Raw genomic sequence first — 12,871 nt, 5'->3', positions numbered from 1 at the left:
CTGGCAGACATGCGACTGCCCCTCCGTGCCGCTCCCCTCGTCCTCGTGCTGGGGCTCGGCCTCACCGCCTGCGGCGGTGACGACTCGCCGGCCGACTCCGCGGGTCCGACGACCGACGGCGACGCGGTCGCCATCACGGTGACCCGCAAGGGCGACGACTTCACGCCCAACGGCGAGCGGGTCGAGCTCGGCGTCGACCAGACGCTCACGCTCACCATCGACGCCGACCAGGCCGGCGAGCTCCACGTGCACAGCACGCCGGAGCAGGAGATCGAGTACGACGCGGGCACCTCCGAGCACGAGCTCACCATCGACCGGCCCGGCGTGGTCGAGGTCGAGAGCCACGAGCCCGACGTGGTCCTGCTCCAGCTCGAAGTCCGGTGAGCGGGCTGGGCGTGGGCGACCCGCTCCCCCGTTCGATCCCGGGCTCGATCTCGGCCCACGGGCTCGGTGGCGCGAAGGACCTGCCGATCCCCTCCGAGCTGGCGATCGCCGGGGCCGTGGCGGCACTGGTGATCTCGTTCACCGTGCTGGCCGTCGCGTGGCGCGAGCCGCGCTACGACGCCGCCACCAGCGGCCGGCCCGCCCCCGAGTGGCTCGACCGCCTCGTCTCCTCACGCGCCCTGGCCGTCGCCGGCCGGGTGTTCGGGATGGTCGTCCTCCTCTACGTGGGCGCGGCGGCGGTCTTCGGCAAGGACAGCCTGATCAACCCCTTCCTCGGGACCTTCTACGTGCTGCTGTGGGTCGGGCTGGTGCCCGCCTCGCTGCTGCTCGGGCCGTTCTTCAAGGCGATCAGCCCCGCGCGCACGATCAGCATGCTGTTCGCCCGCGTGTCGGGAGTGCCCGACGGCGAGGGCCTGCGGCCCTACCCCGAGCGGCTCGGCTACTGGCCGGCGGCGCTCGCGCTCTTCGCCTTCGTCTGGCTCGAGCTGGTCTACCCGAGCTCGACGGCCCTCGGCCCGGTACGCCTGTGGTGCGCGGCGTACCTCGGGATCATGCTGATCGGCTCCGCCGTGTGGGGTACGACGTTCCTCGCCCGCGCCGATCCGTTCGAGGTCTACTCCTCGCTGGTCGCCAAGCTCTCGATCTGGGGCCGACGTGAGGGGCGGCTCGTGCTGCGCAGCCCGCTCGCGAACCTCGACACGCTGGTCGCCCGGCCCGGTCTCGTCGCGGTGGTGGGCGTGCTGTTCGGCAGCACGGCGTTCGACTCGTTCCGCGAGTCCACGCCGTGGCTCAAGCTCGTGCAGTCGCTCTCGACCACGCGGATGCTGCCCGACACCCTCGCGCTGGTCGTCTTCTCGCTCGGCGTGGCACTCATCCTGACCGTCGCGACGATGGCGACAGGCGTCACCAGCGACACCCCGCGACGGGCGCTCCCGTCCCTCTTCGCCCACTCCGTCGTGCCGATCATCGTCGGCTACGTGACGGCCCACTACCTGACCTACCTGGTCGAGTACGGCCAGCGCACGGTCATCCAGCTGAGCGACCCGTTCAGCCGCGGGGACGACTTCCTCGGGACCGCCGACCTCCAGGTGGACTACTGGCTCTCGACGCACCCGACCTTCCTGGCCGTGACGAAGGTGGTCGCCGTCGCACTGGGGCACGTGGTCGGCGTGGTCGCGGCACACGACCGCGCGATCAAGCTCCTGCCGCGCAGGCACCAGCTCACCGGTCAGCTGCCGCTGCTCGTGGCGATGGTGGGCTTCACCGTGGGAGGTCTGTACCTGCTCTTCGCGGCATGAAGCGTCCGTTGGGGAGCTGGACCGGACCGTAGGGCCAGCTGGCCGGGAGCTCGGCGAGGACCTCGACGATCTCGCAGCTGCCGAAGGGGTCGACCACGTCGAGCGGGTCGCGGCTGCCGACGAAGTAGACCCGGTCGGCGGTCCCGTTCTCCTGGGTGCCGTCGTCGCAGCGGATCTTGTCGACGAAGCCGTCGGGCAGCACGTAGATCGTGTCGTTGCCCTGCTCGCTGAAGACCTTGTCCGCGCCGTTGCCGAGGAAGACGGTGTCGTCGCCCTCGTCGCCCTTGACCAGCCAGTCGTTGCCATCACCGTCGATGAGCACGTCGTTGCCGGGCCCGCCCTGGATGGCACCGTCGTCGCCGGCGCCGCCGTCGATCCAGTCGTCGCCGGCGCCGCCGATGTGCTTGTCGGAGCCGTCGCCACCGACGAGGCGGTCGTTGCCGTCGTTGCCACCGAGCAGGTCGTTGCCGGCCTCGCCGTAGAGGACGTCGTCGCCCACGTTGGCCGCGAGGATGTCGTCGCCCTCGCCGCCGTACACGGTGTCGTTGCCGGACCCGCCGTCGATGCGGTCGTTGCCGTTGCCGCCGGCGGCCCAGTCGTTGCCGGGCTGGGCGGTGATCCAGTCGTTGCCGTCGTCGCCGGTGACCACGTCGTCTCCGTTGCCGGCGTAGATCTTGTCGTCACCGCCGCGGCCGGCGATCTTGTCGTTGCCGCCGATGGCCATGATGACGTCGGCACGGGCCTTGCCGTTGATGACGTCGCTGGTGGTCGTGCCGCGCATCATCGGCGCGGCGAGGGCAGGCGTCGCGGCCATGGTGAGTGTGGTCAACGTCAGTACGCCGACCCGGAGCGGTCGTATCACGGGAGTCTCCTCAAGGATTGACACCCAAACTACGACGAACCTTGAGGATTTGGACAATTTCTACGGTTTTTTACCGCGACGCTGCCGCCGTCTGCCGGACACGGGGCGAGCGGAGGAGGGGAAGACGGCGTCGGTGAGCGTGCACAGCCCTTGCACGAGCGCGGAGTCGCCCGCGTCGGCCAGTGGACGGCCGGACACCAGCGCCCGGTCGACCCCGGCGCGGTCCTCGGGCAGGAAGTGGAGGCCGGCGACCCGGCTGAACCCCTCGACCATCCCGGCGATCTCCTTCTCCGACCACCCGATGGAGTCCCGCATCCGGTTCACCACGACGCGGACGGGCACCCCGCCACCACGGTCGCGCAGGTCCACCAGCGCCCGCGCCAGTCGCGCCAGGCCGACCGGGTCCGCCGCCCCGACCACCACGACCTCGTCGGCCCGGTCGAGGGAGGCGAGGGTGAGCGCGTTGCGCCCCGGGCGGCCGCCCAGGTCGTGCCCGCCGTCGTCCTCGACGCTGAATCCGGTGTCCACGACGACGTGGCCGAGCGCGCTCGCACGCTCGAGGAGCTGGTGCACCTGGGCCGCGCGCACCTCGCGCCACCGGTCGGCACGTGGCAGCCCGGTGACCACCGCGAGGTGCTCCCCCACGCCGCGGCACACCGAGGCGAAGCGCTCGTCGAGGTGCCCGGACGCCGCGAGACGGGCCGCGGACAGGATCCCGGACACCTCGTCGAGGACCCCGAGCTGCTGGGCCACCGACCCGCCGTAGGGGTCCAGGTCGGCCAGCACCGCGTCGACCCCGCGGCTCGCGAGCTCCCAGGCCAGGTTGGTGGCGATCGTCGTACGACCGGGGGCGCCGGCCGGGCCCCACACGACGACCACCCGCCCTGCGTCGCTCGTCGGCCCGGGACCTGCCTCGAGGTCCGGGACGTCGTCGCCGCGTGCCCGGGTGTCGCCCTCCTCCACGGCGGTCACGACCTCGGGGATCGTCGCCAGCTCTCCGGAGCCGACGACCGCCGTGATGCCGAGCCGCTGGGCGTGCTCGCGCACGTCGAGGTCGTCGGACCTCGACGCCGTCACCGCGACGGGACGCACGGCGTGCCGGCGCAGGTGGGTCACGCTCGCCGGGTCGAGCCCCGGCGCGTCGAGCGCGACCACCGCCACGTCGACCTGCCCGCTGGTGACCGCGGCGAGCAGGTCGTCGACGTCGACGCAGCGCTTGAGCACCACGACGCCGGGGTGCGCCTCGAGGTCGGCCAGCGCCGGGGACTCCCAGGCCTCACCCGCCGCCAGCAGCACGACGCAGATCACGGGCTCAGTCCTTGCCGACCACGCGGACGCGGTCGTCGCCGCTGGCGGCGAGCAGGACGCCCAGCGACTCCTCGTCGTCGCGGGGCACGGCCAACACGAGCTGACGGACAGTGGCGGCGGCGAAGGAGTCGCTGACGACCGGGGCGTCGACGACCAGGACGTCCTCGAGCACGAGCTCGGCCTCCGAGCGCGAGCCGCGATCGTCGCCGATCACCCAGACGTCGACGCGGGAGCCGCGGCCGAGGCCGGTCGGCACGTGCTCCGCCGCGACGGCCACCGAGACGTCGACCGCGTCGTCGTCGGACTGCTCCCCCAGCGCGGCGGACGGCACCAGCTCACCGGCGGCGAGCGGACGGGTCAGCGTCAGCGTCGCCGGCAGCTCCTCGTCCACGCCGAGGTAGCGCTGCTGGTCGCTGGCGTCGTCGAAGCGCAGCCGCGTCGCGCGCAGGTCGTCGGCCGTGATCGTCTGGCCGGCGGCGAGGTCGGAGGAGGCCGCCCACACCGACGTCATGTCGTCGGCGGTGGAGAGCAGCCGCGCCCCGGCCACGACCGAGCCGGTGACCAGCACGACGCCGATCCACAGGCGCGGGTCGCGCCACCCCGCCGACCCCGAGCGGGTGGCCGCCGGCACGTCGAGCGCGTGCGGCGCGCGCGAGGGGTTCCGAGAGCTGTTCCGAGACACGACCGCCATCATTGCCGTACGAGCCGGAATTCACACCTGTCTCTCCACAGGCAACGGCCGGGCGGGCCCGTCGGAGGTCGCGCCGGTGCGAGGATGAGCCCATGGCCGACGACCCCCAGGAGCCTCGCACCCCCCGCTTCCTCACGCTCGCCGACGTCGCCGAGGCGCTCAACACCTCGAGCGCGCAGGTCTACGCACTCGTCCGCCGCGGCGAGCTCCCGGCCATCAAGATCGGCGGCCGCGGCCAGTGGCGCGTGGAGAACGTCCAGCTCGAGGAGTTCATCCAGCGGATGTACGCCGAGACCAGGGAGTTCGTCGACCAGCACCCCTTCGTCGAGTCGGACGCCCCCTCGGCGCAGTAGCCGTCGCCGGACACGTGTCCCGGCTGCGGCCCGGACCCGACTAACCGACCTTGCCGTCGAGCTCGACCTCGACGACCTGCTCGTCGCCGCCGCGGAGGACGGACATCTCGACGGTCTCGCCCGGGCGGTGGGTGCGGATCGCGACGATCAGGGCGATGCCGTCGTTGACCGGCTGGTCGTCGACCGCGGTGATGACGTCGTCCTTCAGCAGCCCGGCCCGCTCGGCCGGGGTGTCGGGCATGACCTCGGTGATCGTCGCGCCCTGCGCGGTGGGCTCGCCGCCGGTGCGGACCTGGGCGCCGATGACGGGGTACTCCGCCTTGCCGGTGCGCAGGATCTGGTCGACGGTCGTGACGACCTGCTCGATCGGGATCGCGAAGCCGACGCCGATGTTGCCCGCCTCGCCGGAGGCACTGCCGTTGGTGGCGATCGCGGAGTTCACGCCGACCACCTCGCCGGCGAGGTTGACCAGCGGGCCGCCGGAGTTGCCCGGGTTGATGGCCGCGTCGGTCTGCACCGCGTTGATGTACGACGACTCGTCGTCGGACTCACCCGAGGTGGTGACCGGTCGGTCGAGGGCGCTGACGATGCCCGAGGTCACGGTCTGGCTCAGGCCGAGCGGGGCGCCGAACGCGATGACGGAGTCCCCGACGTGCAGGGCCTTGGAGGCACCCAGCGCGGCCGGTTCGAGGCCTTGGCCGCCGTCGACCTCGAGGACCGCGAGGTCGTAGACCGCGCTCCGGCCCACCACGGTCGCGTCGTGCCGCTCGCCCTCGTGGTCGATGACGACGATCGGGCCGTCGTCCTCGGCAGCGGAGGCGACGACGTGGTTGTTGGTGACGACGTGGCCCTCGCGGTCGAGCACGAAGCCCGAGCCGGTGGCGCCGGCCGCCTGACCGTCGAACTCGGCGACGATCTGGACGGTGCTCGGCAGCAGGGCCTGGGCGACGGCCGGGACGGATCCGTTGTCGGCGTCGAGCGGCGCAGCGGTCTGGGTGCGGACCCCGCCCAGGCCGTTGTCGTTCGTCCCGCGAGGCGTCGACAGCTGGTCCTGCAGCGCGCCTCCCGCGAGGCCGCCGAGCACACCGACGACGAGCGCGAGGGCCGCCACGGCGGGCCAGACCCAGAGGGCGACCTTCCGGGCCGGAGGCTGGCGGTAGTGGTCGACCGGCGGGTAGGGACGCTGGCCGGGGCCGAACCAGCCCGGTCCCTGCGGCTGGCCGGGCCGGCCGGGAGGGGGTCCGGGGTGCTGGCCGGGACCGAACGCGAGCGTGTCGGGCGCCTGCTGGACCGGCTGGCGCCCGCTCGGCGGCGGACGCAGGGCGTCGTCCGCTCGGGGCTGCTCGCCGTAGGTGCTGCCGTAGGGCGGCGGGCCGGGCTCGTCGCGCTCGACGGACGCGCTCTCCTCAGCGGGACGCTTGTAGGACTCGCCCTGCGGCTGGTCGCCGCTGGGCCGCCAGCCCGCGATCGGCTGGGTGGGCTCCTCGGCGGGGAGCGCCTGCGCGTCGGCGGGAGCGGTCGACGCCTCGTCGGCGCGCGGTGCCGCCTGTTCCTCGGTGGGCGGGGTGTGCTCGGGGGGTTGCTCGTCGAACCGGTGCTCGTCGCTCACGGAACGATCTTCTCCCGGATCGCGACCAGCCGCTCGGCCAGGGGCGTCCGGGAGGGTGAGACGGGACCGCGCGCGCCGCGGTCGTCGACCGCGTTGACGGGTGTGGCCGACCCGGCCGGACGGCTGAGGTCGGTGGCAGGCGGGCGCGGCTCGATCCGCGGCGAACCGGCCACCCCGAGCGCCAGGACGCCGACGACGCAGGCGCTCGCGGCGCCGCCGCCGATGGCGACCAGGCCCCGGCGAGAGCGGTGGCCCCCGGTGCGGAACCCCGCGGCGGCGAGCGGGCTGGACTGGGAGCCCAGCTCGGAGCACCGGCCGACCAGGGCCGACTTGAAGTCGTGCGACGGCCGGGAGGCGCCGTACGACAGCTGGGCGAGCTGGGTCTTCACCCAGCCCTCGTGCTCGACGAGGTCGCGGCAGGTGTGGCACGTGTGGACGTGCGCCCAGCAGCGCTCCTCCTCGTCGGGGGCGAGGCGGCCGTCGACCAGGGCGCTGACGCGGGATCCGAGGTGCGTCATCAGGACACCACCCCGCGGTAGCGCTCGCTGCCGGCGGCGGGCTCGCGGTGGGCGAGCGCCTTGCGCAGCATGCTGCGGCCGCGGTGGATGCGCGAGCGGACGGTGCCGAGCTTGGCGTCGAGGATCTCGGCGATCTCCTCGTAGGTGAGCCCCTCGACGTCGCAGAGCACCACGGCGGCGCGGAAGTCCGGCGGCAGCGTGGCGAGCGCGGTCTCGATGTCGTCGTCGAAGCGCTGGTCGGTGAAGGCGAGCTCCGGCGCGGGTGCCGTGCTCGTCAGCCGCGCGGCGCGCTCGTCGGACAGGGGGTCGAAGCGGATGCGCTGCTTGCGCCGGGCCCCGTCGAGGAAGAGGTTGGTGGTGATCCGGTGCAGCCAGCCCTCGAAGGTGCCGGGCGTGTAGGAGTCGAGCGAGCGGAAGACCCGGACGAAGACCTCCTGCGTGAGGTCCTCGGCGTCGGGGCGGTTGCCGGTGAGGCGGTAGGCCAGCCGGAAGACCCGGTCGGAGTGCTGCTCGACGACCTCGTCCCACGTGGGGACGACCACCTGCTGCTCACCCACGGGAGACCTCTCGTTCTTCCTCGACCTCAGCTGCAACGGCTTGCCTTGCCTCCCTGACGCTAGGTACCCCGCCTGAGAGTTGCCTGTGAACCTCATGCGGGACGACCAAGAAACGAGCGGCGCCGGATGGCGCCGTACCGCCTCCAACGAGCGAGGTGACCGGCGTGTTCCCGGCCGAGTCCGACTAGAGTCCGATCCGTGCCGACCCCCACGCAGCCGATCAAGCCCGCGAGCTGGACCTACGCCGAGTCGTTCGTGGCCGAGGACGAGATCCTCGCCGCCGCGCGCAGCCGTGCCGAGGAGGTCGGCGTGACCGCCGTCGGCTCCGGAGCCGGCGCCGCGCTCCGCTTCCTCGCCTCCGTCCTCGACGCCCGCGCGGTGGTTGAGATCGGCACGGGCACGGGTGTCTCCGGCCTGTGGCTGCTGCGCGGGATGCGCTCCGACGGCGTGCTCACCACGGTCGACATCGAGGCCGAGCACCAGCGCCTCGCCAAGGAGACGTTCACCGAGGCCGGCATCCCCGGCAACCGGGCCCGCACCATCGCCGGTGCCGGGCTCGACGTGCTCCCCCGCCTCACCGACGGCCACTACGACCTGGTGTTCTGCGACGGCGACAAGCGCGAGTACGCCGCCTACCTCAAGGAGGCGCTGCGGCTGCTGCGCCCCGGCGGCATCGTGGCGTTCGACAACGCGCTCTGGCACGACCGGGTCGCCGACCCGGCCCAGCGCGACGAGGAGACCGTCACCATCCGCGACCTCGGCCGCACGATCCTCGAGCACGAGGCCCTCGTGCCGGTGCTCCTCCCCGTCGGCGACGGCCTGCTCGTCGCCAAGAAGGAGTGGGCGCCGGAGGACGCCTGAGGGTTCACCCACCATGGGATGTCGATGAAGGTGCACTTCCCCATGTCAGTTGACCGAGGGACGTGCACGCCGGCCGACATCCCCTGGTGGAGGATCAGCAGCGTGGGGCGGCCGTGAAGCCCTCCCAGCCCTCCGCGACGGCGACGACGTCGCACGCCTCGACGAGGATCGGTGGCGACCCGATCATCCGCGAGCCCGGCGACTCCGCGGCACCCTCGGTGAAGGTCCGCTGGAACTCCTCCCGCGCCTCGCTGGTCGCGAAGACGTAGGACCCCTCGAACCACTCGCCGCGCACCATCCGCCACGTCTTCCACCGCAGTCCGGCCATGCCGGTGAAGCGTGCGTGCGACGTCTCGGCGACGAAGCTCGCGAGCTCCTCCTCCGCACCCTCGGGAGCACCCTCGAGCGACCACCGGATGGTGAGCCCGAGCATCAGGCGATGCCGTCCAGCGGGTCGTCGGAGCCGAGCCACGACAGCAGCAGCCGCGGGCCCCAGCCACTCGGCCCGGCCGTCCACTCGTGGCGGTCGGTCGGGGACTCCGCGGCGGACGCGAAGTCGACGTGGACCCACGGGACGTCGCCCGTGAAGTGCTGGAGGAACAGGGCCGCGGTGATCGCCCCCGCGCCGCCGGCGGCGTTGTCGCCGTCGGCGATCTTCGAGGTCACCTTCTCCTCGTAGTCCGCGACGAGCGGCATCCGCCAGACGTTCTCGCCCGACGCGGTGGCCGCCGCCTCGACGTGGGCGGCGAGTCCCTCGTGGTTGGCGAAGTATCCGCCGGTCCACTGTCCCAGGGACACCTTCATCGCGCCGGTGAGGGTGGCGATGTCGAGCATCGCCGCGGGCGCGAGCTCTGAGACGGCGTACGCCATCGCGTCGGCGAGGACGAGCCGACCTTCGGCGTCGGTGTTGTTGACCTCGGAGGTGCGGCCGCCGACGTGGGTGATCACGTCGCCGGGTCGCATCGAGGAGCCGCTCACGGCGTTCTCGGCCGCGGGCACCAGGCCGACGACGCGGACCGGGCAGTCGACGTCGCGCAGCGCGGCCATCGTGGCGATGACGGCACCGCCACCGCTCATGTCGCGCTTCATCGTCAGCATGCCCTCGCTGGGCTTGATGTCGAGGCCACCGGTGTCGAAGGTGATGCCCTTGCCGACGAGCACGACGGTGGGCGTACGACGGTTCGCTCCGGGCGGCGCGTAGTCCATCCGGATGAAGCGAGGCGGGTTGACCGACCCACCACCGACGGCCAGCACGCCCCCGAAGCCCTCCTCGGCCAGCCTGGCCTCGTCCCACACGGTGACGTCGAGGCCGGCCGCCTCCCCCACCTCGACCGCCTGGTCGGCGAGCCAGGCGGGCGTCTTGAGGTTGGCCGGGACGGTCGCGAGGGCGCGCGAGCGCCAGCCCGCTCCGCCGTGCGCGATGGCCCGGGCGAGCTCGTCGTCGGCGCCGTCGTCGTCGATGTCGGCCAGCACGATGCGCGCGACCGGCAGCTCCTTCGGGCCGTTGGAGCGCCAGTGGAAGGAGAAGGAGGCCAGCATCGCGCCGACGACGAACGCGCCGAGGCCCTCGTCAGGAGCGATCGCGGCCAGCGTCGTCACCACGCTCGCGCGGTCCTTGGTCGCGCGGGCGACCGCTGCGCCGGCGCGGCGGAGGTCGGTGGCCGAGCCGTCGCCGATGCCGACCAGGAGCACGAGGGCCACGTCGTCGTCGCGGTCGGTGCTGCCGACGGGGACGGTCGTGACCTCACCGGCGCGGCCGGTGCCACGGCCCGCCTCGAGGGCGGCCAGCAGGTCGACGTCGAGGGCGTCGGACGCCTCGTCGGCACCCGGCCCGAGCAGCGGCCCGTCCGAGTCCGGGAGGACCGGGAAGGCCCACACCTCCGCGCCGCCGATCTGGTGCGGCAGCGCCGGGCTGAGGGCGAACTGGGGCGGCGAGGCCTGGGGCGGCAGCTGTGCTGTCAGGTGCCTGGTGGCTGCCACGATCAGCCGACGACGCCCTTGAGGGCGTCCCCGAGAGCCGTCGCCTCGTCGGCGTTCAGCTCCACCACGAGCCGCCCACCACCCTCGAGCGGGACGCGCATGACGATGCCGCGACCTTCCTTGGTCACCTCGAGCGGTCCGTCGCCCGTGCGGGGCTTCATGGCGGCCATCGGCGCACCTCTTCCTGTTGTCCACCGCCTCGGCGGTGGTGGCTCTCCACATGCGAATCGGAGCGGCTGAGTCGTGCCTGGCCGCCCCGATAGGCGTCGTACGGCCCCCATTATCCCCCATGACCAGCGTGATCGGCACCACAGGGCGCACGGACGCCCGCTCGCGGTCGGGCAGACTGCGTCCATGACCAGCTCTCCCCCCGTCCTGCTCGACGTCACCGACGCCGTCGCGACGATCACGCTCAACCGTCCGGAGGCGATGAACGGCCTCGACGTGGCCACCAAGGACCTGCTCCTCGAGACGGTCCGTCGCGTGGCGGACGACCCGGAGGTGCGCTGCGTCGTGCTCACCGGCAGCGGGCGCGCGTTCTGCGTCGGCCAGGACCTGAAGGAGCACCTGGCCGGGCTCACCGGGGAGGCCGACGTGCCGCTGTCGGACACGGTCGAGAAGCACTACAACCCGATCGTGCTGGCCCTGTCGACCATGCCGAAGCCGGTCGTCGCTGCCGTGAACGGCGTCGCTGCGGGCGCGGGAGCGAGCCTGGCCTTCGCCGCCGACTTCAGGATCCTGGTCGACTCGGCGGGCTACAACACCTCCTTCGCCGGCGTCGCCCTGTCGTGCGACACCGGCTCGAGCTGGACCCTGCCGCGCCTGGTCGGGCGCGCCAAGGCGATGGAGCTCCTCTACTTCCCGCGCACCGTGCCGGCACAGGAGGCGCTCGAGCTCGGCCTCGCGACGCAGGTCGTCACGCAGGCCGACTTCGCCGGTGCCGTCGCCGAGCTCGCGCGCCGGCTGGCCGACGGCCCGACGGTGTCGTACGGCTCCATCCGGCAGGCGGTGGCCTACTCCGCCTCGCACCCGCTCGAGGAGTCGCTGGCCTTCGAGGCCGAGAAGATGGCCCTCACCGGCGGCACCGAGGACCACCTCGCCGCGGTGAACGCCTTCGTGGCCAAGGAGAAGCCGGTCTACCGCGGCCGCTGAAGCTGGTAGTCCGCATCAGATGTCACCTTGCCGGGCCGTCCAGACCTGACTTCTGATGCGGACTACCCCGACGTACGACGGGCGCGCAGGGCGTCGAGCAGCTGGCGCGGCGCCTCGACGCTCATCCGGTGGCGCGAGGGGCGGGCGCCGTACTCGACGGTCAGCGCGGAGCCGGCGAAGCGGTGGTTGAACCACATAGTCATCGTGCCGTGGCACAGGCCTCCGCAGTCCAGCGTGGTGCTCGGCAGCCGGAGCGCACGGGCGAGCCGGCGGGCGAAGCCGGCGTCCTTGGTGTCGGTGTCGACCCCGTGGAGCGGCTGGTGGAAGCTGATCACGCGCCGCGGCGCGATCTCGTCGAGGAACGCCATCATGGCGCGCGTCTCGGGCTCGCTGGCCGGGCCCCGGCCGGACTCGTAGCTGCCGTCCAGGTCGGCCCACCGGTAGGGGAAGTTGCGGTTCAGGTCGACCCCGTGGGCGTTGCGCCGCGTCCCGCGGGCGAGCCCGTCGGGGTTGTACGTCGGCACCACCCACAGGTCGATGCCCTCGACCGGGCGGCCGTCGCGCAGGCTCTCGAGGATCCGACGGGTGTGCGGCTCGTTGCCGTGCATCGTGGAGACCAGCACGACCGGGCGCCTGCCGGGCTCGCCGAGGCGCCATGCCCGGATCGGGCGACCCCTGACCGAGTGCCCGATCGTGCGGACCTCGACGACCGCGGGACGGTCTTCGGAGACCACCGCCTGCGACGGGCTCGGTGCCACCAGGACGGCACCCAGGAGCACCGTCGCGATCCCCGTGACGCGGGCCATCACACCGCGGCGGTGAGGTAGGCGTAGGTGAAGACGAGGACGCCGACGACCATGCCGAGGTGCGCCAGCAGGGAGAGCCCGGGCCCGTCGCTCCAGCTGTCGCCGGACGCCTCCGGCACGTGCCGGCCCTTCGCCGGCAGCCACCGCATGAGCAGGAGCAGACCGCAGATCGCGGTGACCCACCAGGCGGCGATGGCCAGGATGCCGAACAGCGGTCCGCCCAGGACGCTGTCGTCGGGTGCCAGCAGCACGCCGAGCCACAGGACGAGGGCCAGCAGGCCCACGACGAAGTGCACGACGGGCAGCCGGCGACTGATCGAGAACCGGCCGGCCGCGTCCGCAGCCCGCAACCGCAGTCGGGTGAGCACGATCGCCACGGCCGCGAGGCCGGTGAGGATCCACACGACGATCGGGAACGACATGTCGGAGGAG

At 72.9% G+C, this 12,871-nt stretch carries 16 protein-coding genes; 5 read left to right on the top strand and 11 right to left on the bottom strand.

What is annotated here, in order from left to right; all coding sequences use genetic code 11:
• Positions 1–9: 9 nt before the first annotated feature.
• Together L2K70_RS03980 and L2K70_RS03975 are read left to right on the top strand one after the other, a co-directional pair.
• Positions 10–384, top strand: a complete 375-nt coding sequence (locus L2K70_RS03980; protein ID WP_236399302.1) for a hypothetical protein — start codon at positions 10–12, stop codon at positions 382–384.
• Positions 385–395: 11 nt separating this feature from the next.
• Entirely contained in the window at positions 396–1,742 is a 1,347-nt protein-coding gene (locus tag L2K70_RS03975) for a hypothetical protein (protein ID WP_236399299.1), read from the top strand.
• Here the strand turns inward: L2K70_RS03975 and L2K70_RS03970 are convergent.
• From L2K70_RS03970 to L2K70_RS03960, 3 genes are read right to left on the bottom strand one after another with little or no spacing between them, the layout of a single operon-like run.
• A complete protein-coding gene (locus L2K70_RS03970) occupies positions 1,705–2,604 on the bottom strand; it encodes a calcium-binding protein (protein ID WP_236399296.1) in 900 nt (299 codons plus the stop codon). The genes L2K70_RS03975 and L2K70_RS03970 overlap by 38 nt on opposite strands.
• Before the next feature lie 60 nt (positions 2,605–2,664).
• A complete protein-coding gene (locus tag L2K70_RS03965; RefSeq protein WP_236399293.1) occupies positions 2,665–3,912 on the bottom strand; it encodes a CpaE/TadZ family protein in 1,248 nt (415 codons plus the stop codon).
• A 4-nt stretch (positions 3,913–3,916) separates the two neighbouring features.
• Positions 3,917–4,594, bottom strand: a complete 678-nt coding sequence (locus L2K70_RS03960; RefSeq protein ID WP_236399292.1) for an SAF domain-containing protein — start codon at positions 4,592–4,594, stop codon at positions 3,917–3,919.
• A gap of 101 nt (positions 4,595–4,695) precedes the next feature.
• On the opposite strand from L2K70_RS03960, the gene L2K70_RS03955 reads away from it, so the two are divergent.
• The gene (locus L2K70_RS03955; RefSeq protein ID WP_236399289.1) at positions 4,696–4,956 is read left to right on the top strand and encodes a helix-turn-helix domain-containing protein; all 261 of its coding nucleotides are present in this window, start codon (positions 4,696–4,698) and stop codon (positions 4,954–4,956) included.
• A 40-nt stretch (positions 4,957–4,996) separates the two neighbouring features.
• Here L2K70_RS03955 and L2K70_RS21545 read toward each other — a convergent pair whose 3' ends face one another.
• The 3 genes from L2K70_RS21545 to sigE are packed head-to-tail and all read right to left on the bottom strand — an operon-like array spanning position 4,997 to position 7,640.
• Positions 4,997–6,565: a S1C family serine protease gene (locus tag L2K70_RS21545; protein ID WP_236399286.1), complete on the bottom strand. Its 1,569-nt coding sequence runs from the start codon at positions 6,563–6,565 to the stop codon at positions 4,997–4,999.
• Positions 6,562–7,083: an anti-sigma factor family protein gene (locus L2K70_RS03945; RefSeq protein ID WP_236399283.1), complete on the bottom strand. Its 522-nt coding sequence runs from the start codon at positions 7,081–7,083 to the stop codon at positions 6,562–6,564. Before L2K70_RS03945 ends, L2K70_RS21545 begins: the two co-directional genes overlap by 4 nt.
• Positions 7,083–7,640, bottom strand: a complete 558-nt coding sequence (sigE, locus tag L2K70_RS03940) for an RNA polymerase sigma factor SigE (protein WP_236399281.1) — start codon at positions 7,638–7,640, stop codon at positions 7,083–7,085. Before sigE ends, L2K70_RS03945 begins: the two co-directional genes overlap by 1 nt.
• 198 nt (positions 7,641–7,838) lie before the next feature.
• On the opposite strand from sigE, the gene L2K70_RS03935 reads away from it, so the two are divergent.
• Positions 7,839–8,501, top strand: a complete 663-nt coding sequence (locus tag L2K70_RS03935; protein ID WP_236399277.1) for an O-methyltransferase — start codon at positions 7,839–7,841, stop codon at positions 8,499–8,501.
• A gap of 94 nt (positions 8,502–8,595) precedes the next feature.
• Here the strand turns inward: L2K70_RS03935 and L2K70_RS03930 are convergent, their stop codons facing one another.
• From L2K70_RS03930 to L2K70_RS03920, 3 genes are read right to left on the bottom strand one after another with little or no spacing between them, the layout of a single operon-like run.
• Positions 8,596–8,934, bottom strand: coding sequence for a hypothetical protein (locus L2K70_RS03930; RefSeq protein WP_236399274.1), 339 nt, complete (start codon positions 8,932–8,934; stop codon positions 8,596–8,598).
• Positions 8,934–10,481: a leucyl aminopeptidase family protein gene (locus tag L2K70_RS03925; RefSeq protein WP_236399271.1), complete on the bottom strand. Its 1,548-nt coding sequence runs from the start codon at positions 10,479–10,481 to the stop codon at positions 8,934–8,936. Before L2K70_RS03925 ends, L2K70_RS03930 begins: the two co-directional genes overlap by 1 nt.
• Before the next feature lie 2 nt (positions 10,482–10,483).
• Complete coding sequence (locus tag L2K70_RS03920) at positions 10,484–10,651, bottom strand: DUF3117 domain-containing protein (protein WP_082602897.1); 168 nt, start codon at positions 10,649–10,651, stop codon at positions 10,484–10,486.
• A gap of 184 nt (positions 10,652–10,835) precedes the next feature.
• On the opposite strand from L2K70_RS03920, the gene L2K70_RS03915 reads away from it, so the two are divergent.
• Entirely contained in the window at positions 10,836–11,633 is a 798-nt protein-coding gene (locus L2K70_RS03915) for an enoyl-CoA hydratase/isomerase family protein (protein WP_236399268.1), read from the top strand.
• A 62-nt stretch (positions 11,634–11,695) separates the two neighbouring features.
• On the opposite strand, the gene L2K70_RS03910 is transcribed toward L2K70_RS03915, so the two are convergent.
• Both L2K70_RS03910 and L2K70_RS03905 read right to left on the bottom strand, forming a co-directional pair.
• Positions 11,696–12,439 (bottom strand): M14 family zinc carboxypeptidase, encoded by a 744-nt coding sequence (locus L2K70_RS03910; protein ID WP_236399413.1) that lies wholly within the window; start codon positions 12,437–12,439, stop codon positions 11,696–11,698.
• Positions 12,439–12,861, bottom strand: coding sequence for a hypothetical protein (locus L2K70_RS03905; protein WP_236399265.1), 423 nt, complete (start codon positions 12,859–12,861; stop codon positions 12,439–12,441). The genes L2K70_RS03910 and L2K70_RS03905 overlap by 1 nt, the downstream gene beginning before the upstream one ends.
• Positions 12,862–12,871: the final 10 nt, after the last annotated feature.

Source organism: Nocardioides potassii, from assembly GCF_021648885.1.
Classification (GTDB): domain Bacteria; phylum Actinomycetota; class Actinomycetes; order Propionibacteriales; family Nocardioidaceae; genus Nocardioides; species Nocardioides potassii.
Note: the sequence above shows the minus strand (reverse complement) of the source record. Positions and strands in the feature narration are given on the sequence as shown.